Here is a 26,799-nt window from a genome sequence, read left to right on the forward strand (position 1 = left end):
ATAATATTATGGCGTTGAAGTCTTCTTCGATGGCAAAAAATACAGGTACTTTACGCCATAAGATAACACACTTTTGGCGTTATGCCTTTCAATGGTTTACCAATACACCAGAACGCGCGTTAAACGGCGCATATCAAGCAGCAACGCAAATTCAAGAAATCGAAAACAAACACTTTAGCGGCAAAAAAATATCTCTGGAATCTGCTGATTATTCCAACAGCGTTATGAATTATTGGCAGACAACATTAAATAATAATTTAAATACTGTAAGAATTAGACTTGTTGAATTTAGATTAAGTCGCTCTGTCAGCAAAATACCTGAACAAGAAATATTAGTAAAACTGAAGTATATTGATGGAATAGTCTCCAAGTACCTTCAAGACGATGAAGTTATAACATCAAGCTCGATTATTCCCACAGATACTGCAAATACTACAAGTATTATAAATACTACTAGTCCAACATCACAAATTGAACCTCAAATAGTTCAGCAACCTATCAAGAGGCAAAAAGCGCAAGACCAGGATGCTGATAATATGCAAGTTAAACCCGTGATACAAAAAACGGGAATTTTGCCACGGTCGATAGGAAGAACCTTTAAGCGACTCAGAGATGATTTTGCACCTGAAGCAGAAGAGAAATACGTAAAGAATTTTAGAATTTCGCGAAAACGAACTCAAGCTTCAGTGAAATTCTTAGTAATGTTAATAGTTATACCATTAATCACGCATTTGCTAACTAAGCAATTTTTCATCAGTCCGGTAGTAGAACGCGCGTGGGGTGAAAACAAGTCGCATATATTCATCAATACCGAAATGGAGGATGAAGCGCTTGAAGAACTGAAAATATATGAACGGGGACTGAAGTTTGAAAGCTTTATCATGAAGGCGCCGACCTTAACTCCAGAAAATATAGCAGAAAAAGTTAAAGAGAAAGCAATTGAGATAGCTGAAGAATTTAGAAATAAAAGCAACAATGCAATTAGTAACGTTTTCGCCGATATTTTTTCACTGATAGCATTTGCAGTTGTAGTTGCAACAAGTAAGCGCGAGATCGCAATTCTCAAAGCATTTATGGACGATGTGGTTTATGGGTTGAGTGACAGTGCCAAAGCATTTCTGATTATTTTATTTACCGACATCTTCGTAGGTTTCCACTCACCGCATGGTTGGGAAGTTTTATTAGAAGGGATGGCAGAGCATTTAGGTTTACCTGCTAACCGTAGTGCCATATTCCTATTTATTGCTACCTTCCCAGTTGTATTAGACACCATATTCAAATATTGGATATTCCGCTACCTCAGTCGTTTGTCTCCATCAGCATTAGCAACATTAAAAGAAATGAACGAATAATCCCTGTAGCACAGGCGTCTCGCCTGTGCAGTCAACTTCTTTTCATCGTTCAAGCAATTTATAGTAACTATATATTCAAAAATTCAATTAGAGAATTCAATTTGTAACACAAATATATTACATAAAGAATTTGAGAAGTATTTCAAGTCGTCTCTTGTGTCTTAAAAAATACTTTAATCTTACTGAAGATTTAGCAGTAGAAGCCAGTTACTAACCGTTACTGGTGCTACTAGTTGAGTAAACAGGTAGCACTGTTTATGGATAAAAGCGTTTAGGCGCCAATCAAATGGTACTACTGGTTGAGTAAACAGGTAGTACTGTTTATAGATAAAAGCAGGCGCCATTTTTTTGTACTACTGCTTCATGTCCGCCTTGGCTGGGTAGAAAGTGAATGTTTATGTAGGTGCGTGAAGGCTACTAGCACTGCGCTTCGTTTCAAAATTTTAGTAGCCTTCACACACCCTACTTTCGTTTGTAAACAATAACTTATCCGTTGCATCCGTTGCAAATCACCCCCAATTTAATCACACAGTAAATGCTTTGATAGATATATAAAGATTAGTTTGCAAATCAATAACTTCGATTAAAATAGGAGTCTTACACAAATAGGTATCAATTTTTAGATACAAACAAGGCTTGCGCTTCGGTATGATGACGATGAACGCATTGGATTTAGCTTTTACCCCCGCACTTGAAATGGCGAACTTGATTCGTCGGCGCCTTCTTTCGCCATTAGAAGTAGTAGAAATGTACTTAGAACGAATTAAGCGTTTAAATCCTTTGCTTGGATGTTATTTTACAGTTACAGCAGAGCAAGCAATCGCTGATGCGACTGCAAAAACCGAAGCGTTGGCAAATGCTACTACTTTACCTCCATTCTTTGGCGTTCCAATTTCAACTAAAGACCTCAACTCAGTTGCTGGTATACCTTGTTGTTACGGAACTAAAGCATTAATTAACAATATTCCTAAATACGATGATGTTGCCATAGCTAAGATTAAGCAAGCCGGCTTCATCATTCTTGGTAAAACTGCTACTTCAGAACTAGGTTCTTTTCCTTACACTGAACCTACGGGTTTTCCACCATCACGTAACCCGTGGAATCTTGAATATACTTCCGGTGGGTCAAGTGGTGGTGCCGCTGCTGCTGTTGCTGCAGGGTTATGTTCCATTGCTCAAGCATCAGATGGAGGTGGTTCAATTCGTGGACCTGCTGCTTGCTGTGGATTATTTGGTATAAAACCATCGCGCGGTAGGGTATCACCAGGGCCTGCTGGAGATAAATTTCATGGCATCGCGACAAATGGTCCTATTGGCCGAACAGTTGCAGATGCAGCAGCACTTCTTGACGTGATGTCAGGTAACGTCGCAGGAGACCCTTATTATTTGCCGAGTCCTGAATGTTCATTTCTTGAAGCTAGTAAACAGCAACCAGGTTCTTTACGAGTAGCTTTCTCCACACAATTTTTACCTATCGGTGAAGCTGATGCAACTTGTAAGCAAGCAGTTCTACAAACCGTTAAATTACTCGAAGAACTAGGACATACTGTAGAAGAAAAATGCCCCGATTTTAGCGGCTTAATTGAACCATTTCAGATTATATGGCGTAACGGTGTTGCCGCAGGAAGTATTCCAGCAGAAGCATTGCAACCACTCAACCGTTGGTTACTCTCAAAAACCGACAGCGCTGTTGACTATCTCAAAGCAGTTGCAGTAATGCAAATTGTCTCACGGCAGATTGTTAGCTTTTTTGACAACTTTGATGTTTTGTTAATGCCAGTTTTTCTGCATTCTCCTATCCGTGTTGGTGAATGGTCACATTTGAGTCCTGAAGATATTTTTGACCATATTTTACATTGGGTGGCGCCTTGTCCTCCTGCCAACGCCACTGGTCAACCTGCGATTGCAATTCCTGTTGGTTTTGATAGTAAAGGTTTACCAATGAGTGTACAGTTCATCGGAAAACCTGCTGCTGAGTCTACTTTAATTCGTCTTGCTGCACAACTTGAAGCCGCAAAACCCTGGATTAATAGGCGCCCAAATTTAGATAATATATAAGTAGTGGTCTGTGTCAATAGTTCTGGTCGGCTCACGGCGTCTTGCCTGACAAGAGCGCACATCTGGGACAGATATGCTACAACACACCAAAACTAATGACATGAACCAGTAGTGGTCTGTGACAAAATAATCGAAATTCCGTCAAGCCGCTTACAAGCTTCCAGGCAAAGCACTGTCGGGCAACATTTCTCCAGACTTTGACATAAGTCCATATTTTACCCGTTTGCAGTATATTTAAGCTTTGGTATAAATCAGTAAGCTTTTATACTCATCAACCTTCTTGATTTTACCTGCTTCTTCAAACGATTTGATGATAGGTTGCGTGCGTCCCCAAGCAGCCGAGCCGCTATAAAATATTATCTTGCCATCAGGATTGAGTTTGTTAGTGAAGAGTTCCAGTAAAGATTCATCGTTTTGATGAGTAATCTTACTGTTTTCTGGTAGGTAGAATTCACATAAATGGAATAAATTAACAATATCGAAGCTTGGTAAACTGTTAGCGGTCAATGTGTAAATATCCGCGAAGATAACTTTGTAATACTTTGCTAACTCTGGATTTTGAAGCACTAATTTGACGTATGCTTGGTGTTCTGGCGCCGCTGCTGTAATTCCGATAATTTCATTTGGTACATCTGATTTTTGGTTTTCTAGTCCAACAATATGGTGTACCCCTGTACCAAAGTGAAAGATGCTCTTGCCCTGAATATTTGAATCCTTAATATAACTGATGAACTCCAGGTCACAGGGACAACGCTCTATATCTAATGTCCACGTTGAATTCTCTTGAAAGAATTTCATACCGACATAATGTGGTGAAGCTGGCCTTTTTATACCAGTGATGCACGCTATTTTACGTACAATCGGATTGCCACTTAATAATTTATGAGTACCTATTATGACCATTGTAAATGTCCTAATTAACTCTAGACTAGTTTAGAATGATTATACTTTTTAGGTATAAGCACTTATATAAAGCTTTCATGAAGCAATAATTATAACTTTATGAAAGTTATAATTATTCATGAATTTATAATGAAGACAAGTAAGTTAGTGTTAAAAATATAACTATGTTTATTTTGGTAAATAAGCTCAAACCCATGTCAAATCAAGCTTTTCTCTTAACTTTACACTTTGTTACATGTTGAATTTATTTACAATTATCTATTTAAAGAATAAATAAGTGCATAATTGGATTGTTTGAAGTCTTTATCTTTTACAATCGGAACCTTTGGGTGTAGCATCTGGGTAATAAGTTATGATGGTGCCTTATTTTCTAACGAAGACTGTCACAATCATGAGTTGGTGCGTGACGCTACGGGTCTTGTATCTACGTTGAAATTCCTTTATAGCGTCACGCACCCTACTATCTTAAACAAGCTTTAACACCATTTTTCCCTCGCTGCGAAGCTTGCATACCTAAAACAACAGCTTTTACACGTTGTTGCGGAGTACCGTGATGTTGTGGGTTGTGCCAATTATAATCACCAATACGGTACGCAAATGAAGCTATTTCTTGAATATCTCTATTATCAAACTCAATATTTGGAATTAATCCAATATAAACCCCTGCCAAACAATCTGCTTGTAATTCGGAAATAGGTGTAATGCTAGGCTGAAACCCATACGCTGTTTGCATTGCATGAGCATATTCATGTGCCACAATATAAGCTAAAGCTGCATCTCCATGTTGATATGCCATACGTATATGTTGCCTAGTTATATACACTGTGTGATTACGAACACAGTAATGACTACCGTAAATTCTACCGCAACCTCCCCTGGCGCCGTTAGGTACATCCCAAATTAATTTCGGTGTAGCTTGATAACCGTGAATTTGCTGTATACCAGAATATACACCCTGAACAACCGTCCTAGGTTTCCATTCAGCTAATACAGGTAATGTAACGAACAAGTAGCCAATACCAGTAATAATATTGGTAAGCAATTTATTTATTTTCATGTTTGAGGAAATACATCTAAATATCACGCACAAAAACCTTATTAATATATACAATACTAGAAAGGAATATTTCAGTGGCGCCACTCAAACATTTTGTCAGTCAAGCGCGGCAAACGCAAATCAAAATCTTAAATTAATTATTATTTACAACTTACTAGATTTTAGGAGGGTGTATCAATTTTGAATGCTCTATCGTCATGGCAACTTATTTATCATTTATCTGGACTAACACTTCTTGGTATTACTGAACAAGAACCATTAGGCACTTTACCAGTTGCAATACGCACTGCTGTCCTTAAAACTGTTGAGCAAATACAACCTGATGCTATTGAGTTGATATTAAATCAAAAGTCTCCTCTTAGTTATGCTGACGGTCAATATAACTACGATTATCTCAGTAGTTGGATACAAGAAATAAGTAACGAAGTTTTAAGAGCTAGTTTAGAGATTCTTTTAGGGCGAATTTATGAGACTATTCCTCGAATGCGTTATCAAATGCTGTTTAACCAGTTAGAGTATGCAAACAGCCATAAAGAAAATATTTGTCGTCGCATTGTAATCAGAAGTATTTTTGATTATGTCGAAAATTTAGTGAATAAAAATTATAGATGTGGTTTTTGTGATGTTTGTAATCCTAATTTGAAGTTTGAGGCAGATACCGCAAATATTTTACTAGAAGAAGCTGAAATTGATGATATTAGTAAACAAATTAATCAGATTTTAGAGGAATTTGATAGACGGAATATTATTGAGGTCTTGAATAAAACTATAGACCGTGGCGCCGTTGCCGGACTATTTGCGCGCGTTACTAATGTTTTAGAGCGCTCCCCCACTAACTTATCAGCACTGTATCTAGCTGGTACTTTAGCTCGACAACGTAAAGGTAGAGAAACAATAGCTTTTGATTATTTAAACTTTGGATTTCATGAAGGTATAAAACAAGGGTATCAGAACGATAATATTTTAATGTTTTATCAAGAAGCTGCCTTAATATATCCAGAACAAGCTTTTGATTGGCTAATTCAACGTGGCGGACGCTGGGATAATAAAGAAGGATTTATGTTTCTATTCCAAGAAGCAGAAAATAAATTTGGTATTGATTCAATACAATACCATGCATTGATGCTATTATGGCAAATTAGAAAGTTGAATGAAATTAGTGATGAAGTTGTCCGCGTGAAGCCAGTAATAAGCGACATCAGGCAAGCATTTGCGTCAAAATTTTAATTTTAATGGAGGATAAAAAAATGACAGATTTTTTAAAAAGCTTAGAGCAAGAGTTAGCGGGCTATCGCGTGAAATTTAAAGAATCATCTGAAGCTTTAAACGATTTAGCTAAAATTCAAACTGATTTTGAAGGATTTTCACAAAAGTATAAAGAATTACAAGTTGAACATAAACAGCTGACTGAATTCATCGAACAATCACGCGCGACTGCAACAGAATTGCAAGACCAATCAAAAAATGTAATCAAGCAAGCAAATTCAGCAAATGAGCATTTTAACGAAGAATTTACTAATTTGCAGCAAGAAATTATAGAGAATTTTACTCAATTCCAGAAAGAATTAAATCAGCAATTTAAAAAATCAGAGTATGAATTACGTCAATTGTCAATAGACATAAAAGACGAATCTAAAAATGCAGTTGAACAAGTAACTCGCAACTACGAAGCTCTTCAACAAGAGTTTACTGTGTTAAAACATGAAATTCTAGAAAATTTTACTCAGTTTCAACAAGAATTGAATCATCACGTTGAAAATTTAAATAATCAAGCACATCAAAACTTAGTAAATATTCAAACCGATATAAAAACCGAATCAAAACGCTATCAAGAAGAACTTGAAGCAAAACTTGAGCAGCGTTTAGAAGATGTAGCTAATAATCAGAAACAAATACAGCAATCTTTAAACCGTCTCGAATCAGAACTCAATAACACAAAAGCTTCAATCAATGAAGTTAAGCAAAATACAGTGCAGCAACTAGAACACATTCCAAACCGTCTTGCCAAAGTAGATGAGTATCAAGCACAAACAAATCAAAAGTTACTTTTCATTGGTGTTGGAAGTTTATTAGCAATTTTACTAGCCTTTGTATCTTTATTTATGCCACAGAGGAATAATACTACTTCTCCTCAATCTCAATCTTTGCAACGGATACAACGGATGTAACGGATAATTTATTGTTACAAATAAAGGTTGTAGGAGTTTTTAGATGAAACAGCCATCTTCATTCATGCTTTCAGGTGTTCGGATGAGTCTATTAGGAGCCTCCGACTGGCGGCGTTCGCCCCCCGTTACTTATGTAGAGAAACTTTTATAATAGAAGTACCCTTGATTAACGTTTAATTGGCAGCACAAGCAAAATGGTGTCCTGTTGTAAGGTGACATTTTGACTGCACATCTGTGACTTTGTGCTACAACTCATCAAAATTAATGACATAGACTAATAGACATCTTGTGGGATGGGCATCCTTGCCCGTCCCATACTCACTTCCTTCTTCCAGCACGCAATGTACTGAAAACAAGCCATAAACCTAATAAGCTGGCAGCAGCGAATAAAATATTATTTAGCAGTGATAGCTGTACGGTTTGTGCTTTTGTGGAAATAATTGCGGCGCCCATTATTAGTGAACCTACGAGGATACTTAATGAGAGTCGATTGGCTGCATCGTCCATTGTGCGACGTAAGCCATCTAATCCGCGTAAAGAGATATTCCACTGTAATGTTTCTGATGTTACTCGGTCTAATAGTAGTTCTATTTGACGGGGCGATTGGAGAGAGAGACTTTTGAGGTCAAGTGCTGTACGTAACAACGAACGAAATGGACTGTCTCCTAGTAATTGGCGCCGGAATAAGTCTGTAAGTAAAGGTTTGATTTCATCGAAAAAGTTAAGTTCAGGATTAAAGCCACGCGCGACACCTTCTAAGTTTGCCAGGGTTTTGGCATACAAACCCATATTCGGGGGTAAGCGAATTTTGTTATTTCGTGCGACTTGGAGAATTTCGTAAATGATTTGTGAGAAGTTGATTTGGGCAACGTTCAGGTTATGATACTTCCGCAGCATCCGGTCATAGTCGCTTTCTAGTCGCGACAGAATTACTGGCTGGGTTGAGTCGGCTAGTTGTAAAGTTAACTGCGCGCATCTTTGTGCATCTAAGTCAACTGTCGCAAGTAACATTTCTGTAAGAATTTGTTGAGTGCGGGGATCAAGGCGCCCAACCATGCCACAATCCAAAATCGCAACACGACCATCTCGTAGATAAAATAAGTTTCCCGGATGGGGATCAGCATGGAAAAAGCCATCTATATATAGCTGTTGGAAAAACGCGCGGAATAATAAAGTTGTTATTTCCTTACGTACTGTAACAGGGTCTTTACCTTCATGCTCAGTGTCAATTTGTGCTGATAGTAAAGGAACTCCATCGAGCCATTCCATCACCATTATCTTGGGTGTCGTTAAATCCCAGTAAATTTCAGCAACAACAAGTTTCGTGGTATCGAACCACTTACTTTGTGACAAATTGCGACGTAGTTCGTCGGTAAAGCTAGCTTCGCGCGTAAAATCAAGTTCAGCTTCAAGAGCTTTACAAAATTCCTCAGCAATAGATTTAATTTCGTAGTTTTGTCCAAATTCTGTGCGCGCGACTAAATCGGCAATACCTTGAATCAAAGCGATATCTTGAGCGATAGTAGCATCAATACCAGGACGCTGAACTTTCATGGCAACTTCGCGACCATCAATAAGAGTCGCACGGTGCGTTTGAGCAATTGAACCAGCGGCAACTGGGACAGGATTTATATATTTAAATGATTCTTCGAGAGGACGTTTTAGTTGCTTACGGATAAGTATTTCTACTTCTGACCAAGCTACAGGTGGAACCTCGTCTTGTAAAGTTGAAAGTTCTTCAATGTAGGAAGCACTTAAAATGTCAGGACGAGTTGACATTAGTTGACCGAGTTTTACGTAAACGGGTCCTAGGTCTATAAGAATTTTCTTTAATACAGCTGGTGTCGGAAGTTGCGGGTCTTCTGGTTTACCACCTGTAAGCAGGCGCCGCATATAGTCCCAACCATTGCGGAGAAGAACTTCGACTATTTCACGTTGACGAGGAACTGTTTGCGTAATAAACATAATTTTAAAAGTTAGGAGGCGCGGAGTTAAGAGTTAGGAGTGCTGAGTACTGAGTGCTGAGTGCTGAGTCTTACTCATAACTTATGACTCATGGCTCCGCGCATCTCAACTTTTAACTTCTCAAGATAGTTAAGTTATACTAAAAAAAGGTACATTCTGCCTCTGCCAACAGTTTTAAAAGTGCTGAGTGCTGAGTGCTGAGTAGAAACACTTTTAATTGTGTCTGTATCGAATTACAACTTAAAACTTAGCACTCATAACTCAGCACTCAGGACTCATAACTAAATTAAAGTAACTCTTTAAATTTAGAATCACTTTTTAGAGTATTGAGGACTTGTTTTATTTCCTGAGTACGGTCTTTTTTGACGATAAGGGTAGCATTTCCATCACGTACTATAACTACATCCTCAAGTCCGATTGTAACAATTACATCATCTGGATTTGATGCATAAACAACGGCACCTTTCGTATCTAAACCGACATGGGTAGCAAGTTCAACATTCGGTGCATCTGCTTTTTTAAGAAGCCTTTCGATCGCATTCCAGTCACCAAGGTCGTCCCAACCAAATTCTACAGGTAATACATATGCTAAACCTGTCTTTTCCATTAAAGCGTAGTCTATACTCTTTTTAGGCAGTTGGGGATAGATCTGTGAGCCGTTTTTTTCCAATGGTTCGATAATTTCTGGAGCATACGCGCGTAGTTCTTTAAGGACAACACCAGCTCTAAAAATGAACATGCCACTGTTCCAACTAAAACGACCCGTAGATAAAAAGTTTGCTGCAGTTTCACGATTAGGCTTTTCAGTAAAGCGGTTCACATGATAAGCTGGCAAGTCATCTATGATACCACTTTTTTCGCCTTGTTCAATGTAACCGTAACCAGTTGAAGGGAACGTTGGCTTGATCCCCAACGTCACAATTGCATCTGTGGTTGCTGCTAGTTGGGAAGCTGCATTTATAGTGTGTGAAAACACTGAGTGGTCAGCAATCCAGTGGTCTGCTGGAAAAAAGCCAATTATCGCGTCTTCTCCGTAGCGACGCGCAATTTCTAAGCTAGTCCAAGCAACTGCTGCTGCTGTGTCTCTTCCCTCTGGCTCAACAAGTAAGTTACTTGATGGCAGTTCGCTTAATTGGTCACGAACACCCTGTGCCAACAGACTAGAAGTAATAACCCACAGGTTGTCCCAACCAGAAGCTAAACTAAGCAGTCGGTCGGCAGTAGCTTGTAAAAGACTTCGGTCAGTACCATCGAGACACAAAAATTGCTTCGGTCGGCTCAGGCGACTTAGGGGCCAAAAACGCTCACCTTTACCACCAGCAAGGATTACAGGAAAGAATGCTGTCTTCATATTGTTCAACAAACCTAAATTTAAAACATTACAAGTGTGTACTGTAAGCTTTTCCACTGGCAAGTTTAAAAGCTTGCATTAACATAGCCTTAAGGGAGTGGCCACTGCTAAAGCTGGGGTTTCCTCCAGTTGTAGTAAACGGCGTTTGGTTGAGTGGGGAGAAAGTCGTGATTAAAGTAGAACGTAAAGAAAATCAAGAAAATCAAGATACTGATTGGTTAGAGAATCAAGAAGCACCATCTGATTCAGAACAATCCCGTAATGGGACGGTAAATTATTCAGATAATGTTACTCAAAATCCGGTGAGAAAAACAGCCTCGATTCCTAGCCAGCTTTATCAGCGGCTAGGTCTATCGATACCTCGTTGGTTATTTTGGATACTGAGCATTGCAGTTGGAATGACTTTATCTGGGTTGATGGTATCGGCATTAGCGTTGTGGACTCCTTTATGGAGTACTGTTGACCATGCTGATGATGAGTTACAACTGTCTGGTAAAGAATCAGAGAAAACGCAGTTGCCAGCAGATTTGTGGAGCAATATTTCGCAATATAAGCTGACTCGTCCGATGAACATCTTAGTCATGGGTATTGAGCCCGTACCGCGAACCGTGGATGGTTCCCCGGAAAGTTTTGCTGGAAAAAGCGATACAATGCTGCTAGTTCGGCTAAACCCTGAAGATAAAACCGCGCGTGTACTGTCAATACCGAGAGATACAATGATTTCCATTCCTGAAAAGGGTTTGAACAAAGTATCGCAAGCAAATGCTCAAGGAGGTCCAGTACTATCCAACCGCGTTATCAGCCGAACTTTAAATAATGCTCCTATCGACCGTTATATTCGTATTTCCACAAGCGGTTTGCGTCAGCTAGTTGACCAGTTAGGTGGAGTTGAGGTATTTGTACCGCAAGCAATGAACTACAAAGACAGTTCCACACGCTTAACAATAAACTTGGTCGAAGGTTGGCAAAACCTCAATGGAGAGCAAGCTGAAGAGTTTGCGCGTTTCCGTGAAACCAATAGCGGAGACTTACCGCGCGTCCAGCGTCAGCAAGCGTTATTAATGGCACTACGCGAAAAATTATCGAGTCCCACAGTAGCGCCTCGTTTACCGCAACTCATCCGCGTTATGCGAAAGTACTTCGATACAAATTTAAAGTTGGAAGAAATGATGGCATTAGTCAATTTCACCTCCAACTTAGAGCGCGATAATTTTCAAATGACGATTTTGCCCGGTATTTTTAGCCGTTTAAGTGCTGACCCTAACAGCTACTGGATTGACTTAACCGGACAAGTTAAACTGTTAAATGATTATGCAGGTGTTGGAATTGCGGGAATGCGACCTATCGTTAAACCTATACCAAACCTAAAAGTTGCTATTCAAAATGCTTCAAAGAAGCCCGGAGTAACCGAAAAAGTTATTAGTACTCTTAAACAAAAAGGTTTTGCTAAAGCTTACGCATCTACCGACTGGTCAGACACCCTTCGCGAAACACAGATTATTGTTCAAAGAGGTGACAGAGAGCTAGGCGAACAAGTTAAAAAAGCTCTCGGTCTGGGTCACGTCGAAGTTGCTGCTACAGGTGACCTCGAATCTGATATTACAATTCGCGTCGGTAAAGATTGGAAGTAGGGTGTGTAACGCGCGCCAACAATCTTCCTACGAAGCGAAGAACGATTAGCGCGTTACGCACCATCAATTAACGTACATCTTAAATGTAAAACGATATTAATTTACAAAAGTATGAAAATAACTCCCTCCAATTTGTATTTAGGAGGGATTTTTATTACTATTACTGTACGTCATTAATTTTGATGCTCGTACTAAGGACTTCGCGCCTACAGATATGAAAAAACTTTTACGTGGTATTCTCACTCTCATCGCTATACTGAGTTTGGCATGTTTATTAGTAATATTTAATGCCAAGCCAGGATATGCACAAATCAATACAATTAACTACAACAACGCCAGTTTAGAAAACCGCGATTTCTCGAATACTGATTTAGTAGGTGTAAACTTTGTAGCAGCAGAAATGCGTGGCACTAATTTCAAAGGTGCCAACTTAACGAATGCGATGTTTACTAAAGGTGTAATGCTCAAAGCTAATTTGGAAGGAGCAAACCTGACAGGCGCCTTGGTAGACCGTGTTACTCTAGACAGCGCTAACCTTAAAAACGCAATATTCACCGACGCAACACTGACCCGTAGCAGGTTATTCGATGCTGATATTACTGGCGCCGACTTTAGTAATGCGCTTATAGACCGTTACCAGGTAAACTTGATGTGCGAACGTGCAGACGGTGTAAACCCAGTCACAGGCATATCAACGCGCGATAGTTTAGGATGTAGATAAGGATCGCGCGATGGTAATGCTGAATAATTGATTAAAATTTGCCTGACAGAATAGTCACTTTCATGTTAAATGTTCAACAGATAAGCGCCGTCTCTTGAAGATTCGGGTATTATTTGTGTCACAAGAACAAAAAAAAGTAACTCGCTCCCTCGCTGGAATCGCTGGAATTGTAGCAGCCGCTACAATTATTAGCAAAGTTGTAGGATTAGTGCGCCAAGTCGCTATTGGCGCCGCATTTGGTACAGACGCAATTGCTGAAGCTTATAACTTCGCTTATATCGTCCCCGGATTTCTACTGATATTACTGGGGGGTATCAATGGTCCGTTTTATAGCGCAATTGTCAGCGTTTTAGCGAAGCGGAAGAAAGAAGAAGCAGCACCTTTGGTCGAAACAATGACGACGCTTGTAGGTGTCGTGCTTTTGGCAGTCACGATTTTGCTGGTAGTTTTTGCCGGGAATCTAATTGATTTAACAACACCTGGTTTAGACCAACGTTCAGATGGAGAATTAATTAAAGCAATTGCAACCCGACAGCTTCAAATTATGGCACCGATAGCAGTGCTAGCAGGGCTAATTGGTATTGGTTTTGGTACGCTTAACGTTGCTAACCAATACTGGTTGCCTTCGATTAGCCCTTTACTATCGAGTATTACGGTTGTCATTGCTGTCGGATTTCTGGGATTGCAGTTAGGAAAAAATATTTACGCAGCAGAAAATGTTATATATAGTGGTGCAATTTTAGCAGTCGGTACAACTGCGGGTGCTGTGTTGCAATGGGCAGTCCAACTTGTAGCACAAGCGCGCGTTGGAATGGGTGGATTGCGTCTGCGGTTTGACTTTAATCAACCAGGGGTAAGGGAAATTATGAAAATCATGCTCCCAGCAACGTTTTCCTCTGGAATGCTTTATATTAATTGGCAGATTAATTCTATATTTGCTTCTTATATTCCTGGCGCCGCTTCTGGATTGAACTATGCCAACTTACTTGTTCAAACACCTTTAGGAGTAATATCTAATATTGTTTTAGTTCCTTTACTACCTATATTTTCTCGTCTTACTGACCCTCAAGACTGGGGTGAATTAAAGCAGCGCATTCGTCAAGGACTGATTCTTTCGGCATTTACAATGTTGCCTTTAGGCGCAATGATGATTGCTTTATCCCAACCCATAGTAGATTTAGTATATAAGCGAGGAGCATTCGACCAGAAAGCTTCTGATTTAGTTGCTTCACTGCTGGTTGCTTATGGTGCCGGGATGTTCGTTTATCTTGGACGTGATGTTTTAGTACGGGTGTTTTATGCTTTAGGTGATGGGAATACGCCATTTCGCATTAGCTTATTTAATATTGTCCTAAATGTTGCCCTTGATTTGATTTTCATCAGATCATTTGGTGCCCCTGGCTTAGTACTAGCAACCGTAGGGGTAAACTTAAGTTCAACATTAATGCTGTTGTATTTACTTGACCGCAAAATTGGTGGTTTACCGTGGTTAGAGTGGAGTTTACCAATATTAGGTTTAACTGCTGCGAGTGTTGCTGGTGGAATTTCAAGTTTCGCCACCCTCCAACTTACGCAGCGATTTCTAATCGGTGAACAAACTTTACTTACTCTTCTATTTCAGCTATCGGTAGCAGGTTTAGTTGGCACCCTTGTATTTGGCGCCATTGCTGCTGTCATGAGAATACCTGAAATCAATAGGTTTGTCGTAAAAATGCGACAACGGATATTCAAAAAATAGTTCAGATGAACTTCTTATGGGATGCACTTAATATCTTGTGGAACATCTTGTGGAACGGGCATCCTTGCCCGTCCTATATTATTAGCTCACCCAATCGGGTGATTTTTTGAAAATTCATATTCTTGCAACAGTATATAAATCCATGCCTAGGTTTAATTTATTACTATATGCGTAAGCATTGATGACAAATAACCCTAGCGAGGAGTCAGTATGAGACTAGTAGCTTCTGCGTTATCTGTAGCTTTCGTTACATCTGCTTTTCTATCGGCTAGGATTGCTTCTGCTGATACAGGAATGTCTGGTAGCTATATCGGTGTAGGCGCCTCCGCAGGTCTTACCAATGGTGCACGTAGCAATGATGCTGCTTTCGTTAGGTGGCGCCGTTCAAGGTCGTTACGCGATTCCTAATGCTCCTGTTTCTGTACGTGGTGCTGTTTGGTTTGGTGGAGAATCTGCTCTTAGTAAAAACGTTGTTTTGTTCAGAGACTTAAAGTACGCAATTGATGCATACAAAAGAAGCTCTGGAGATGCATTAAGCATACAAGCTGGCGTTGGATATCGCTTCTAAGCAGTCAATAAGTTTAGCTTGAATTAATATATTCAAGGAGAGTAAATATTTACATTTGCTCTTTTTTATTTTGATTTTTATCTTAATGTTTCACTAATATTATAGCTTGTAGATTTTTTCGGCGCCACATCCAACTGGGTGAAGCTATTTTCACCTGCTCGAATGACCGATGAGTGTGAGGTTAAGTTTCGTAAAAAAAGCGATCCTATATATATAAAGATTAAGCATTCTCCAAGCGTGAGGATAATTTATATGAGATTCGCAAAACTAACTGCTACTGCTGCCCTTGCACTTTCTTCTATATTTGTTTCAGCAGGTATTGCTTCGGCTCAACCAGTAGAACTTCAACAAAAAGGAATGAACGGTAGCTATGTTGGCGTCGGTGTTTCGGCAGGTGTTACCAATGGTGGTCAACAAGATGACGCGGCAACATTTGGTGGTAACGTACAAGGACGTTACGCGATTCCTAATTCACAAGTTTCAGTTCGTGGCGCCGCATTGTTTGGTGGTAACTCAACGGCACTCATCCCAATGGTAACTCTCGACGCACCTGTTGCCAAAAATACTAACGTCTATGTCGGTGGTGGTTACTCGTTCCAAACCAACGAAGGTTATGCCAGCCAACTTGGAAATAAAAACGCTCCTGTTGTAACTCTTGGTGCCGAATCTGAAGTTGCTAAAAACGTCGTTGTTTACGGTGATACCAAGTGGGGTATTGATGCGTACAAGAATAGTTCTGCTGATGCAGTAAGCTTACAAGCTGGCGTCGGTTATCGCTTCTAAAAGTACGGTGGTGCCTTACGGGCTCGGCAGTCCACTCGGCGGCGCTTGATACCGCACGTGTGGTAAGACCAGTTGCCAATGCAAAGGGTGTGCGTATGGCAAACTGGCGCACCCCAACAATCACTACACCCAAATACACCCCTATTACTCTCAAAAAATTTCAACTTTAAGTAATGTTTGATTTTTAGGAGCGATTAATTTCTTGCAAAAGGGCGCCTGCTTCAGCCTCTGGTAATACTTGTCGCCATTCGCGAATGGTTACTTGTTCAAACACTCCTGATTGGTTATAAGGCTCTGCTTCGATAAAAGCTTCGGCTGATGATAAATCAAGAGCATTAAGAATAATCAGCATCATTTCGGGCTGACCGTTTCGATCTACCGTTGGACCGCCACAAAAAATTCTGTTTTTGTTTGCCTCCAGATATTTGAGATGAGTCGGTCTCAAAGCTAGTCGCTTTTCATTGACGTTTTCTGCTAAGACACATTGAATTGCAAAGCGCATCTTTAGATTCTCCTTATATTAAGTTATTAAGTCCCTCAATACCTACATCTAAACGCACAACCTTGGCTAGTTCCACTCCCGTTGGAAGCGGCAGCGACATCCCTCCATTTGTGGTGACATAGATATTTGTGAGATCGTCCTTACCTCGACCAAATGCTAATGCTGTGCTGCCAGCCATACCTTGTTCTGAAGAGGCAATTGTTGTGATTTGCTTTTCGGGGGATATGCGAATTACGCTATTATAAAAATGCGTTGCACCGTAAAGATTACCACACGTATCAAACGCAAAATCATCTAGGTTAATATTGGTTAAAAAGACTTCTGGCGTTCCGGGTGTAACTTTCTCTGTCAAAGGAATGCGAATTAACAATTGACGCTGCGTGTTGGAAGCGAATAGTGAGTTGTTGTATATTTTTATTCCATTAACGCCCGGAACAGGGTTGCTTGTGTCTGAACGGGCTAAGAGATTGTCTTGTAACCAAATATGGGCAAGCTTGGTGTTCGCATCTATCTCCCAAATTACACCTTTGTAGGAATCGGCAACTAGATAGCGATTACCTTCTAAATGAGTCATGCCATTCAAAAAAATCGCGTCGTTTAACATCACTAGGGTTTCTACAACTCCAGCTGAATTAATGCGTAAGATGGCAGGTGTTTTGTTCTCGATAGAAGCAGCAACAATTATATTTCCTGTACGATCAACAACGATACCTGCAACATTGCCATTAATGCTGGCAAACTCCTTACGTTCACCGCTTGAAGTAATACGATAGATTTTGCCTTCCTCATAGCTTGTGACAAATATTGTTCCATGCGGGTCGATGGCAATATTTTCCAAAAAGGTGTTGACTTGAAATTCTGCGATTGTTTGGGCTGGCACAATTACTTCTGGAATGCCATCAAAAATGCTGGGAAGTTGATGATTGAGAGCAGTAACAATCGCACGGGCGATACTAGCACTAGAGTTGGGATTTTGTCCCGTAATCAGTTTTCCATCTCGCTCAATATGATCTGCTTTGTTTTCATGAGCAATAAAAATCGCACCCAACTCACGCAAACGTTGTTCCAAAATAAATGGTATCTCTTTGTCAAGCTTTGCTGCAATTTCTTCTGAGTTGGTATAAGAGGTTAGTACTTTATCTTTAACCAGTGGCGTTCCATCCGACAGCGTTACACCGACCAGCCCAACAGGCCCGTGACATACAGCCGCAATTATTTTTCCGGCATCATGAAACTCTCTGAGTAATTGCTGTAAATATGGATTGTCTGGAAGGTCAAACATTGGACCATGACCACCGGGCAGAAAAATGGCATCAAAGTCTGTAGAAGTTACCTCTGATAACTTAACCGTGTGCTTTGAAGCTTCGATGGCGCCTCGCCAAGCTTTTTCTTGCTCTGAAGTGGGAAGACTACGTGGGTCAACAGGCATTTCTCCGCCCTTGGGACTTGCGATAGTCATTTCAATGCTGTTGCTCAATAGCTCCAAGTAAGGTAGGGCAAATTCTTCCATCCATACGCCAGTTGAATGGAGATTGGCTCCATCAAAATGATCGTGACTTGTAGTAACAATTAATACTTTTGTCATGGGTTCTCTATGTGAGTATGAGCAAGGATTAATAGACTTCTGGAGACAAGTAACCACCCAATCTGAGTTTAAGCTCCTAGAACATTTGTGTAATTTAGCAATACTGTATCCTAATTTATAACATCTAAATAAATAATTAAGATTGTTCATCGATTCCTGCTAAATTTATCAGAATCTTGCTCTAAACTTCCGCTTGTTATCAAAGTTTTTTGCGGTAGTTGCTGGGCGTTGTGCCTGTGAACTTGCGGAATTGAATTGTAAGTTGATTTTGATTATAAAAGCCAACTTTAGAGGCAATCTCTGCTATCGAGAGCGAAGTATTTCTTAACAACGATTCTGCTTGCAAAATTCGCTGTTGCATGACATATTGATATGGTGACATACCCATTGATTGCTTAAATAACCGAGAAAAATAGTATTGACTCATCTCTAACTCATCAGAAATTGCTTCAATAGACAGGTTTTCTACTAAATGTTCATTGATGTATTCTATGGCTTGCTGTAATTTCCGCTGCGGCAGTCCAGAAGTATATTCGCGCAGGGGTTGCTGCCAGTTTGAATAGTGCCTTAATAGATGAATCGAAAGTGCGATTGCGAGCGAATCAGCGAATAAACTGCTGTTAAACTGGTTGTTAGATTCTAGCTCTGCTGTGAGAGATCGCCCAATTTGGTCAATAAAGGGATCGTGCATAGCATGATGAGGAATCAGCTCAACGCGACTGTGTACAATTGATTCATGTGCAACCTGAATTATGCGATTGGGTTCAATAAATATTAAAGAAAAGGAACTTTCCTGATTCCAATTAGCTTGATGCAAAACCGTTGCGGGAACAATCGCGATATTATTGCTGCCTCCAAATCGCTTTTGTTGCCTACGTCCATCAAACCAACGTTCTACTTTGGTAGTGAGAGCAGGGTTGTGAACCAGAAGCATATGCTTCGTGTGAACATATTCGGGCGTTTCCCAAGCAGGCTGTTGATGTTGCTGAACATAAATACCATTCCACCCTAAGTTCTCGCTAGATCGCAGCGATGGGCGCGGCAAAATCTGCAAAACCTGCTCTTCTTGGGTAAAGTCAACGGTTAAGGGTTGTCTTTCTGACATTGTGCTTGCTCTTGATAAAAAAGCTGGACTGCTGCGGGTTTGAAATCTAAGGGACTCTCTATCCGACTCAGCCAATCAAAAAATGGCATCTTCTTAACTGCATCACTCACTTAATAAAGCGGTTCTGTCAACCATTTATGTTTTTCTTGGAGACTATCTAATTTTTGCACTAGTTCACTAGTTCGCATTGAAAAGGCTGCCACCTTACTCGCTATTATATTAGTAATTTATTCACAAATATTTGCCGTGAGTTTTTTTCTAGGATGCGCTGTTTGGGCATATAAGGGTTGGATAGGGGAATTTTATCCCGAAGGTACTCGCAATGCTGATTTTCTTAACTTGTACAGTCAGCGTTTTACTACAGTAGAAGGTAATACGACTTTTTACGCGGTACCTAGTCAAGAAACTGTTTCCCGATGGGTAACACAAACACCACTTAGTTTTAAATTTTGCCCGAAGTTACCGCGCGATGTTACTCATAACGGATTATTACAACCTTATATTAATCAAGCTTTAGATTTTGCAGAACGGATGCGACCGTTAGGTGCCCGTTTGGGACCAATGTTCGCACAGCTACCACCAAGCTATGCGCCAAAGTCTATTGATGATTTAGAAATTTTCTTAGAAGCTTGGCAGCAAACAAAATTACCCTTAGCTGTTGAAGTTCGTCATCGCGACTGGTTTAGAGAAGTTGATCAAATAGAATTAAATACACTTTTAGAAAGATTTGGAGTTGGCAGAGTATTATTAGATACCCGCCCCATTTATACTGGAGATGATGACCCACAGTTGGAGTCAGAACGACGCAAACCTCAATTACCCGTAGAGTTTAGTATTACGGCGCCTTTCAGTTTAATTCGGTTTATTTCACACCCGAAGTTAGAAATGAACCAGCAATTTATGGAAGAGTGGGTAGCGCAAATCCAAAATTGGTTACAGCAAGGAAAACAAATTTACTTTTTTGTTCACTGTCCTATTGAAGAACACTCTCCTGGTAACGCGCAGTATTTTCAAAAGCTATTAGAAGAAAGTAACGTCAAAATTCCAGCTTTACCTTGGAATCAATTAAATACTCAACCTAATCAATTAAACTTGTGGTGAACTTGGCAACGGATACAACGGATGTAACGGATGAATTATAAGCTTATCCATTACATCCGCTACATCCGTTGTCAGTTAGTTTGCCCAATGCTTCGCACGCTCAACAGCTTTTTGCCATATTACAAAATTATTTAAATTTCCTTCACCTGGTTCAAATACACGGTCTATTTGACGCTTTTGGATTAACACTTCGTAGCTATCCCACAAACTTATAGATAACCCAGCTGCAAAAGCAATACCTTGCACTGTTGTATCACGAACAACCGGACGTTCTATCGGAATTCCCAAAATATCAGCTTGGAATTGCATTAAGAAATTATTATTACACGCGCCTCCATCTACTGCTAATTTCTGTACAGGTATAGTAGATGATGCGTTAATTGCTTCTACAACTTCTTTAACTTGGTAAGCTATTGCTTCTAAGACAGCACGCACCATATGTTCAGGTTTTACGGCACCTGTAATTCCAAAAAATGCTCCCCGTGCGCTCATGTTCCAGTGAGGCGCCCCTAACCCACTTAATGCTGGGACAAAATATACACCCCCATTATCTGTAACGCTCGTTGCCATTGTTTCAGTTTGAGCGGCAGTTTTAATGAGTTTAAGACTATCGCGTAGCCATTGAATACAGGCGCCGCTTGTAAACATACTACCTTCCAGGGCATAGCCTATATCAAATGAATGATTTGAATTATAGGAATTATTTTGTGTCCAAGCTACTGTAGAGATAAGTTGCTGCGATGTACGAATGATTTGTGAGCCTGTGTGTGCTACTAAAAAGCTACCAGTTCCATAAGTACATTTAACTAAACCTGGTTTTGAACAGCCATGACCGAATAATGAAGCTTGTTGGTCGCCTAATATAGCTGTGATGGGAATTTCAACTCCCAATATATTAGTATCAGTAACACCGAAGTGACTTAAGCTGGGTTGAATTTTAGGTAATATGTCTACAGGAATTTGAAATAAGTTTAATAACGTTTCATCCCAGGCGCCTGTCGGTAAGTTCATCAACATGGTTCGACTAGCGTTACTATGGTCAGTCGCATGGACTTTCCCATTCGTCAATTTCCATAGTATCCATGTATCAATAGTGCCTGCTAGAGTATTATGAATATCAATATTTTGAACATTATCTAGTAACCATTTGAGCTTGGTTGCCGAAAAATAAGCATCGATAACTAAACCAGTACGGTCATAGATTTCTTGAGTATAGCCCTGTGCTTGTAATTCGTAACAAAAACTTGCTGTGCGTCGGTCTTGCCAAACAATGGCATTATGAAGCGGTTCTCCCGTGGTTTTGTTCCATAGCAAGCAAGTTTCACGTTGGACGGTAAGTCCGATAGCGCCAATTTGTGCAGGGGTAACTTGGGAATTTGCTATTGCTGTTTGTATAACCCAGCAGGTATCATTCCAAATTTCTGATGGCTCATGTTCTAGCCATCCAGGTTGTGGGTAATGCTGCGTAAGTTCTTTATAAGCACTACCTGCTATATTACCGTCAGCGTTGAAGACGAACGCGCGGTTCCCTGTTGTACCTAAATCCAATGCCAGAATGTATTTTGGCGCCTGCATATCCCAGTCTTCCCCTTACAGCCATCAGTGATTTAACCATTAAACACCTAAAGATTCCCGACTTCTTAAAAAAGTCGGGAATCTGACCTTATACAGGCGAAATGCTAACTATATTTGGGCGCGCTTTCAAGTAAAGATTGAAATGTAGGACTTACGTAACTGGCACATAAAAATCGTAGGGTGTGTGACGCCACAAAAAAACTTCAACGTAGCTATAAGACCTGTAGCGTCACGCACCGACTCTCAATTGTGACAATATCGTAAGTCCTGAAATGTTTGAACGAGCTTCTTTAGCTCCTAGAGGGTGCTGCTTCTGATAAAAACTGCTTTAACGATTGCGGTTGCATGAAAGCAAGATATTGAGCCGCTTCTTTTGGAGATAGAAACTCCAGCAACTGTTTATTTTCAATCCAAACCTCAATAACACTAAAGTATCCTTGACGGTCGCATGTTTTAACATGCCAACTTTCGCGCTTTGCAATTTCATGAATTTGCTCAGAAGAAGTTGGAACTGAAATTGCCGCATGAAAGGCGTTATATTTAGAAGGATAGGGATTTTGATGCAAACTATTTTCTCCATCGACCTGAAGGGGTGTAAATTCAGAGTCTGATGTTAGTACTTCTATCATTGTTCCATGTGAATCTAAAGGTAAAACAATGTAGCATCCGGGATGATTGGGAAACTCCGAGAAATGTCCTTGGCATAGTTCAGCAAGAATTTGGGCAACGTGTTGCGGTTGATTTGCCGCAATCGAGATATGATGAATCATAGAGAAAATCCTGAGTTTAAAATTATTGAAATGTTGAAAGAATGGTTTTAGCACCCGCCATTACTTTTAGACTCAGGTTTCTTGGTGGATGAGTCTGTTTCTTGTTCGGTATCAGTTGATTGCTCCTGTTCAGATTCAGATGTGTTGGTAGATTCAGCAACTTGCTCCGTATTAGTATTTTGTTTTTGTGTAGATTGAGCCATTGCTTTGGAATGGGTAGCAACGTTACACAATAAGAAGAATGCAATAGCAGAACCGAGAATAGCTAACTTTTTCATAGTAAATCTCACAAACATGATGTGTTTAATCTTTGTGTAAGTTTTTATCCTTACTTATCTAAACGTTTACATGTTTGGCTTTTATGGTTTATGCAACTAGAATTAAAATACTACTTAAACATAACTCACTTCACTCTTTAGGTATTGTTGGAGAGTTATGAAGTGATGTTGCATGAATAATATAATATTTGTGTACTACATGAATAACTTTGTCGGTTGCCACGGGTTTACTTATAAAATCATTTGCACCAGCTAAGGACGCGCGTCCAATAAATTTTTGCCTTTGCGTTACAGGTGGTTAGATTCCTGACTTCTTAAAGAAGTCGGGAATCTTAAATTAAGATTAAACATAACTTATTTCATATTTAGGTACTATTGGAGAATCATGAAGTGATGTCTTTTCAAAGTATAAATGCTTGCGTAACATATCCATCACTTTTTGAGCTTCCACAGGTTTACTCATAAAATCATTGGCGCCAGCTACTTTCGTGCGTATCCGGTTAAAAAGACTATCATTATCAGTTAAGATGATGACAGGTGTTTTAGCTAAACTGGAAATACGTTGGATTTGAGCGCAAACTTCATAACCGTCGATAACTGGCATATTTAAATCTAATAATATTAAATCTGGTTTACGCTCAGTTAAAGTTGATGTGATTTTCAAAGGGTCGTGAATACCAACAAAATTCATACCGTGATGAGTAATAATCTGTTCCATAAGCCAGCAAACTCTAGGACTATGATCGATGCAAGCAATTAATGGCGTTTTTGATGATTGTGTTTGGATGGAAATATTTTTAGTTTCTTTTGTAAATAAACGAAAATCTTCTACTTTAATTAATTCGACAAACCCACGCGAAATATAAGGAAGTAAAAAACGGCTGATAGCTAATACATCCTTCTTCACTTTTGCTGCTAAGTCACGCAGTGTATATTTACCTTTCATCAACTTGACAAATTTATCGTATACTGCTGGATTAACTACGTGTTGAAGTTGTTCTGCTTGTCGTAGTATAGGTGCTAAGTCAGGAGAAACACTTGCTAAACCAGCTTCTGACCAGGAATGCCACGATTGAAATATATATTCGAGTGACACCATTGTGCTAGAAAGACTCATTGGCGCCTCTAAAATTACCTCTTTGCTGCGCTGACAAGCACTGATATGACAGCTTGTTTGCTGCGTTAAATCAAATAGAAGTTCACCGATTGTGCTATAAATAATTTGAATTACTTGCTCACATTTAACTTTTTGGTTTTTATACAAAGCTTCTAGGATTAAATAATCCCAATGTTCTATATCTTGATTGTGCGTTTGCGATTGGATTGTATCAAGATTAATCTGTGGGCAATATTGCGCCATGTTTCGGCTAAAGCGTCGAAGTGGATGGGCGCCTCCACTTGCCTACACAATGCGTCCTAAACGGTAGTAAAAAGAAAACTTATGCCCTGTACAAAATTCAATTTCAAGCTTGCCATTGAAATGCAACTGGGTGCAAGTTTTGAATTCATTAAGTAAGGTATCGGGAATAGTTGATTCTTTTTGAGGCGCCATTGATTTGTCTCCTTATGGATTATACCATGCAGCATAATTGTGAAGTTGTGACATAGTAGTGACAAAATCCTCGTAAATTTATAAAAATTTTACTTTTCGCTTGATTCAAAATTCATATAGTTAATTTTGATGATATATTTTTTACCACAGATACACAGAGTTCGCAGAGGTAAGAGCTAACAAAGTTTCAAGGAAGGCGCCTACCCCCCAAATTTAATCACATGAAGTGGTTGCAGGAGTGACACCGTTGGAAGACGTATTATATAGACAACCCACCAGAATTAATAATATGGAGCAAAGTTTGGTTATTAATTTATTTAGTGACTTTCTGGTATAACAGCAATCATGGGGTCAAAATGAGTAAGCTTCTACAGGACATATGGAATGACTGCTACTATTTCATCCCCCCTCCCTAAACTTGATGATGTTCGTTTCGGTTTACCAAACATTAGCGGTTGGGAATCAGAAATTCATTTAGTTACAACCCACAATAACCCTGTATTTTTGAATACAACGAATTTACGGCTCGAAAATATTAATGCTGGGTTTGCCTGCGCGCTTCATATGCACCAACCCACTATCCCCGCAGGTTTCAACGGTGAATTAATCAGTAATCTTCAACATATGTTTGAACATCCCCATGATGGGGACAACCATAATGCGGGTGTTTTCGCTTGGTGTTATAAACGTATGGGTGATTTTATTCCAGAATTAATTTCCCAAGGATGTAACCCCCGTATTATGCTCGACTATTCGGGTAATTTACTTTGGGGTTTACGACAGCAGCACACCGACATTATCGATACTCTCAAGCGCATTACCTGCGATGTGCAGTATCAACCTTACGTGGAATGGTTGGGTACGATGTGGAGTCATGCGGTTATTCCTTCTACTCCTATTCCTGACATCAAATTACATATTCAAGCTTGGCAGCATTATTTTGCCGCAATATTCGGGTACGATGCTTTGAAGCGGGTAAAAGGATTTTCTCCTCCCGAAATGCATTTACCTAATCATCCGGATACTTTATATGAGTACGTAAAAGCTTTGAAGGAATGCGGGTATAAATGGGTAATGGTGCAAGAGCATTCAGTCGAACGTTTAGATGGCGCCAGTTTGCATCATGACCAAAAGTATATTCCCAATAAGTTAGTCGCGCGTAATTCTCACGGTGAAACAGTTAGTATTACTGCACTAATTAAAACTCAAGGTTCGGATACAAAACTGGTTGCCCAAATGCAACCTTACTTTGAAGCGAAAGGACGTGGTAAACAGCAAGTTGGTAATATTAGTATTCCTTCAAATGTCACACAAATTGCCGATGGTGAGAATGGGGGTGTGATGATGAATGAATATCCCCGTGATTTATTCAGAATTTATCACGAAATTAGGGATGCTGGTAATAATCATGCCGGAACTGTGGCAATGAATGGTACTGAGTATCTAGAATTAATTGAGGCAGCAGGCGCCAACCCAGATAATTATCCAGAAATTCAAGCTGTACAACAACATAAAATATGGCAGCGCGTGAATAGTGTAACACCGGAAACTGTAGCAAATGCAATTCAAGAATTAAAAGCAAATGATAATCAGTTTCATATTGATGGCGCCTCATGGACGAATGATTTAAGTTGGGTTAAGGGGTATGAGAATGTACTCGAACCAATGAATAAACTTAGCGCGTTGTTTCACCAAAAATATGACAAGTTAGTTGAACAAGATGCATCAGTAACACAACGCGAAGATTACCAAAAAGCACTACTTTATAACTTATTGTTGCAAACTAGCTGTTTTCGATATTGGGGACAAGGCACATGGACAGAGTACGCGCGGGAGTTATATAGACGTGGTGAAGAATTAGTCGTAGGATAGGTGTCTCGCCTGTCCGTTAATTTGTAGGACAGGCAAGATGCCTATCCTACATGGCTTAATATTTCAAACTTTTATTCCTACACTCTCAAAAGCTGTAGTAATAGCTATAATTTTTTTCTCTTTCAAAGGGTCTGTACGATACAAAGTTTTTGCAACCTGTTCGA

Annotated in this window: 25 protein-coding genes; 12 read left to right on the forward strand and 13 right to left on the reverse strand. The window is 39.7% G+C overall.

Features of this window, described 5'->3' with window-relative positions; translation table 11 throughout:
* Nucleotides 1–29: 29 nt before the first annotated feature.
* On the forward strand, nt 30–1,352 hold the full coding sequence (locus AC2JBO_RS08370) for a proton extrusion protein PcxA (RefSeq protein WP_496953173.1): 1,323 nt from the start codon (nt 30–32) through the stop codon (nt 1,350–1,352).
* 179 nt (nt 1,353–1,531) lie between these two features.
* On the opposite strand, the gene AC2JBO_RS08375 is transcribed toward AC2JBO_RS08370, so the two are convergent.
* Nucleotides 1,532–1,696, reverse strand: coding sequence for a hypothetical protein (locus AC2JBO_RS08375; RefSeq protein ID WP_496953174.1), 165 nt, complete (start codon nt 1,694–1,696; stop codon nt 1,532–1,534).
* A 313-nt stretch (nt 1,697–2,009) separates the two neighbouring features.
* Here AC2JBO_RS08375 and AC2JBO_RS08380 point away from each other — a divergent pair, with 313 nt between their 5' ends.
* On the forward strand, nt 2,010–3,410 hold the full coding sequence (locus AC2JBO_RS08380; RefSeq protein WP_496953175.1) for an amidase: 1,401 nt from the start codon (nt 2,010–2,012) through the stop codon (nt 3,408–3,410).
* A 234-nt stretch (nt 3,411–3,644) separates the two neighbouring features.
* Here AC2JBO_RS08380 and AC2JBO_RS08385 read toward each other — a convergent pair whose 3' ends face one another.
* Together AC2JBO_RS08385 and AC2JBO_RS08390 are read right to left on the reverse strand one after the other, a co-directional pair.
* Nucleotides 3,645–4,208: a hypothetical protein gene (locus AC2JBO_RS08385; protein ID WP_496953176.1), complete on the reverse strand. Its 564-nt coding sequence runs from the start codon at nt 4,206–4,208 to the stop codon at nt 3,645–3,647.
* 565 nt (nt 4,209–4,773) lie between these two features.
* Nucleotides 4,774–5,370: a neutral zinc metallopeptidase gene (locus AC2JBO_RS08390; RefSeq protein WP_496953177.1), complete on the reverse strand. Its 597-nt coding sequence runs from the start codon at nt 5,368–5,370 to the stop codon at nt 4,774–4,776.
* 180 nt (nt 5,371–5,550) lie between these two features.
* Between AC2JBO_RS08390 and AC2JBO_RS08395 the strand changes: the two genes are divergently transcribed.
* Complete coding sequence (locus AC2JBO_RS08395) at nt 5,551–6,597, forward strand: hypothetical protein (protein ID WP_496953178.1); 1,047 nt, start codon at nt 5,551–5,553, stop codon at nt 6,595–6,597.
* A 20-nt stretch (nt 6,598–6,617) separates the two neighbouring features.
* Entirely contained in the window at nt 6,618–7,538 is a 921-nt protein-coding gene (locus AC2JBO_RS08400; protein ID WP_496953179.1) for a hypothetical protein, read from the forward strand.
* A gap of 318 nt (nt 7,539–7,856) precedes the next feature.
* Here the strand turns inward: AC2JBO_RS08400 and AC2JBO_RS08405 are convergent, their stop codons facing one another.
* Both AC2JBO_RS08405 and AC2JBO_RS08410 read right to left on the reverse strand, forming a co-directional pair.
* Entirely contained in the window at nt 7,857–9,503 is a 1,647-nt protein-coding gene (locus AC2JBO_RS08405; RefSeq protein WP_496953180.1) for an ABC1 kinase family protein, read from the reverse strand.
* A 286-nt stretch (nt 9,504–9,789) separates the two neighbouring features.
* Nucleotides 9,790–10,854, reverse strand: coding sequence for a mannose-1-phosphate guanylyltransferase (locus tag AC2JBO_RS08410; RefSeq protein ID WP_496953181.1), 1,065 nt, complete (start codon nt 10,852–10,854; stop codon nt 9,790–9,792).
* A 167-nt stretch (nt 10,855–11,021) separates the two neighbouring features.
* Here AC2JBO_RS08410 and AC2JBO_RS08415 point away from each other — a divergent pair, with 167 nt between their 5' ends.
* The 6 genes from AC2JBO_RS08415 to AC2JBO_RS08440 all read left to right on the forward strand — a co-directional run bounded on the left by AC2JBO_RS08415 (nt 11,022) and on the right by AC2JBO_RS08440 (nt 16,295).
* Nucleotides 11,022–12,485, forward strand: a complete 1,464-nt coding sequence (locus AC2JBO_RS08415; protein WP_496953182.1) for an LCP family protein — start codon at nt 11,022–11,024, stop codon at nt 12,483–12,485.
* Nucleotides 12,486–12,699: 214 nt separating this feature from the next.
* Nucleotides 12,700–13,206, forward strand: a complete 507-nt coding sequence (locus tag AC2JBO_RS08420) for a pentapeptide repeat-containing protein (protein ID WP_496953183.1) — start codon at nt 12,700–12,702, stop codon at nt 13,204–13,206.
* Nucleotides 13,207–13,321: 115 nt separating this feature from the next.
* Complete coding sequence (gene murJ, locus AC2JBO_RS08425; protein ID WP_496953184.1) at nt 13,322–14,944, forward strand: murein biosynthesis integral membrane protein MurJ; 1,623 nt, start codon at nt 13,322–13,324, stop codon at nt 14,942–14,944.
* A 210-nt stretch (nt 14,945–15,154) separates the two neighbouring features.
* Nucleotides 15,155–15,352 carry a hypothetical protein gene (locus tag AC2JBO_RS08430; protein ID WP_496953185.1) on the forward strand — a complete coding sequence of 66 codons (198 nt, stop codon included), beginning with the start codon at nt 15,155–15,157 and terminating at the stop codon, nt 15,350–15,352.
* The gene (locus AC2JBO_RS08435; protein WP_496953186.1) at nt 15,300–15,512 is read left to right on the forward strand and encodes a hypothetical protein; all 213 of its coding nucleotides are present in this window, start codon (nt 15,300–15,302) and stop codon (nt 15,510–15,512) included. The genes AC2JBO_RS08430 and AC2JBO_RS08435 overlap by 53 nt, the downstream gene beginning before the upstream one ends.
* A gap of 252 nt (nt 15,513–15,764) precedes the next feature.
* Nucleotides 15,765–16,295: a putative outer membrane beta-barrel protein gene (locus AC2JBO_RS08440; RefSeq protein ID WP_496953187.1), complete on the forward strand. Its 531-nt coding sequence runs from the start codon at nt 15,765–15,767 to the stop codon at nt 16,293–16,295.
* Nucleotides 16,296–16,479: 184 nt separating this feature from the next.
* Here AC2JBO_RS08440 and AC2JBO_RS08445 read toward each other — a convergent pair whose 3' ends face one another.
* The 3 genes from AC2JBO_RS08445 to AC2JBO_RS08455 form a co-directional block, all read right to left on the reverse strand.
* Nucleotides 16,480–16,797 carry a YciI family protein gene (locus tag AC2JBO_RS08445; protein WP_496953188.1) on the reverse strand — a complete coding sequence of 106 codons (318 nt, stop codon included), beginning with the start codon at nt 16,795–16,797 and terminating at the stop codon, nt 16,480–16,482.
* A 13-nt stretch (nt 16,798–16,810) separates the two neighbouring features.
* A complete protein-coding gene (locus AC2JBO_RS08450; RefSeq protein WP_496953189.1) occupies nt 16,811–18,382 on the reverse strand; it encodes a DJ-1/PfpI family protein in 1,572 nt (523 codons plus the stop codon).
* A gap of 199 nt (nt 18,383–18,581) precedes the next feature.
* Nucleotides 18,582–19,487, reverse strand: coding sequence for a helix-turn-helix domain-containing protein (locus AC2JBO_RS08455; protein ID WP_496953190.1), 906 nt, complete (start codon nt 19,485–19,487; stop codon nt 18,582–18,584).
* Between the two features lie 246 nt (nt 19,488–19,733).
* On the opposite strand from AC2JBO_RS08455, the gene AC2JBO_RS08460 reads away from it, so the two are divergent.
* Nucleotides 19,734–20,588: a DUF72 domain-containing protein gene (locus AC2JBO_RS08460; protein ID WP_496953191.1), complete on the forward strand. Its 855-nt coding sequence runs from the start codon at nt 19,734–19,736 to the stop codon at nt 20,586–20,588.
* 75 nt (nt 20,589–20,663) lie between these two features.
* Here AC2JBO_RS08460 and glpK read toward each other — a convergent pair whose 3' ends face one another.
* The 5 genes from glpK to AC2JBO_RS08485 all read right to left on the reverse strand — a co-directional run bounded on the left by glpK (nt 20,664) and on the right by AC2JBO_RS08485 (nt 24,763).
* Complete coding sequence (gene glpK / locus AC2JBO_RS08465; RefSeq protein ID WP_496953192.1) at nt 20,664–22,163, reverse strand: glycerol kinase GlpK; 1,500 nt, start codon at nt 22,161–22,163, stop codon at nt 20,664–20,666.
* Between the two features lie 290 nt (nt 22,164–22,453).
* A complete protein-coding gene (locus AC2JBO_RS08470; protein WP_496953193.1) occupies nt 22,454–22,933 on the reverse strand; it encodes a hypothetical protein in 480 nt (159 codons plus the stop codon).
* 47 nt (nt 22,934–22,980) lie between these two features.
* Nucleotides 22,981–23,211, reverse strand: a complete 231-nt coding sequence (locus AC2JBO_RS08475; RefSeq protein ID WP_496953194.1) for a hypothetical protein — start codon at nt 23,209–23,211, stop codon at nt 22,981–22,983.
* Nucleotides 23,212–23,554: 343 nt separating this feature from the next.
* A complete protein-coding gene (locus AC2JBO_RS08480) occupies nt 23,555–24,571 on the reverse strand; it encodes a response regulator (RefSeq protein ID WP_496953195.1) in 1,017 nt (338 codons plus the stop codon).
* 42 nt (nt 24,572–24,613) lie between these two features.
* Nucleotides 24,614–24,763, reverse strand: coding sequence for a hypothetical protein (locus AC2JBO_RS08485; protein ID WP_496953196.1), 150 nt, complete (start codon nt 24,761–24,763; stop codon nt 24,614–24,616).
* A gap of 384 nt (nt 24,764–25,147) precedes the next feature.
* On the opposite strand from AC2JBO_RS08485, the gene AC2JBO_RS08490 reads away from it, so the two are divergent.
* Nucleotides 25,148–26,635 carry a glycosyl hydrolase family 57 gene (locus AC2JBO_RS08490; RefSeq protein ID WP_496953197.1) on the forward strand — a complete coding sequence of 496 codons (1,488 nt, stop codon included), beginning with the start codon at nt 25,148–25,150 and terminating at the stop codon, nt 26,633–26,635.
* The last annotated feature ends 164 nt before the right edge of the window (nt 26,636–26,799 follow it).

The sequence above is a fragment of the Calothrix sp. CBUCES-K 9914 genome (assembly GCF_059640475.1).

Bases quoted from the DNA above. Each gene is read 5' to 3' on its own strand.
- AC2JBO_RS08370 (WP_496953173.1), top strand. From the start codon at position 30: ATGGCAAAAAATACAGGTACTTTACGCCATAAGATAACACACTTTTGG.
- AC2JBO_RS08375 (WP_496953174.1), bottom strand. From the start codon at position 1,696: ATGGCGCCTGCTTTTATCTATAAACAGTACTACCTGTTTACTCAACCA.
- AC2JBO_RS08380 (WP_496953175.1), top strand. From the start codon at position 2,010: ATGAACGCATTGGATTTAGCTTTTACCCCCGCACTTGAAATGGCGAAC.
- AC2JBO_RS08385 (WP_496953176.1), bottom strand. From the start codon at position 4,208: ATGAAATTCTTTCAAGAGAATTCAACGTGGACATTAGATATAGAGCGT.
- AC2JBO_RS08390 (WP_496953177.1), bottom strand. From the start codon at position 5,370: ATGAAAATAAATAAATTGCTTACCAATATTATTACTGGTATTGGCTAC.
- AC2JBO_RS08400 (WP_496953179.1), top strand. From the start codon at position 6,618: ATGACAGATTTTTTAAAAAGCTTAGAGCAAGAGTTAGCGGGCTATCGC.
- AC2JBO_RS08405 (WP_496953180.1), bottom strand. From the start codon at position 9,503: ATGTTTATTACGCAAACAGTTCCTCGTCAACGTGAAATAGTCGAAGTT.
- AC2JBO_RS08410 (WP_496953181.1), bottom strand. From the start codon at position 10,854: ATGAAGACAGCATTCTTTCCTGTAATCCTTGCTGGTGGTAAAGGTGAG.
- AC2JBO_RS08420 (WP_496953183.1), top strand. From the start codon at position 12,700: ATGAAAAAACTTTTACGTGGTATTCTCACTCTCATCGCTATACTGAGT.
- AC2JBO_RS08430 (WP_496953185.1), top strand. From the start codon at position 15,155: ATGAGACTAGTAGCTTCTGCGTTATCTGTAGCTTTCGTTACATCTGCT.
- AC2JBO_RS08435 (WP_496953186.1), top strand. From the start codon at position 15,300: ATGATGCTGCTTTCGTTAGGTGGCGCCGTTCAAGGTCGTTACGCGATT.
- AC2JBO_RS08440 (WP_496953187.1), top strand. From the start codon at position 15,765: ATGAGATTCGCAAAACTAACTGCTACTGCTGCCCTTGCACTTTCTTCT.
- AC2JBO_RS08445 (WP_496953188.1), bottom strand. From the start codon at position 16,797: ATGCGCTTTGCAATTCAATGTGTCTTAGCAGAAAACGTCAATGAAAAG.
- AC2JBO_RS08450 (WP_496953189.1), bottom strand. From the start codon at position 18,382: ATGACAAAAGTATTAATTGTTACTACAAGTCACGATCATTTTGATGGA.
- AC2JBO_RS08455 (WP_496953190.1), bottom strand. From the start codon at position 19,487: ATGTCAGAAAGACAACCCTTAACCGTTGACTTTACCCAAGAAGAGCAG.
- glpK (WP_496953192.1), bottom strand. From the start codon at position 22,163: ATGCAGGCGCCAAAATACATTCTGGCATTGGATTTAGGTACAACAGGG.
- AC2JBO_RS08470 (WP_496953193.1), bottom strand. From the start codon at position 22,933: ATGATTCATCATATCTCGATTGCGGCAAATCAACCGCAACACGTTGCC.
- AC2JBO_RS08475 (WP_496953194.1), bottom strand. From the start codon at position 23,211: ATGAAAAAGTTAGCTATTCTCGGTTCTGCTATTGCATTCTTCTTATTG.
- AC2JBO_RS08480 (WP_496953195.1), bottom strand. From the start codon at position 24,571: ATGGCGCAATATTGCCCACAGATTAATCTTGATACAATCCAATCGCAA.
- AC2JBO_RS08485 (WP_496953196.1), bottom strand. From the start codon at position 24,763: ATGGCGCCTCAAAAAGAATCAACTATTCCCGATACCTTACTTAATGAA.
- AC2JBO_RS08490 (WP_496953197.1), top strand. From the start codon at position 25,148: ATGACTGCTACTATTTCATCCCCCCTCCCTAAACTTGATGATGTTCGT.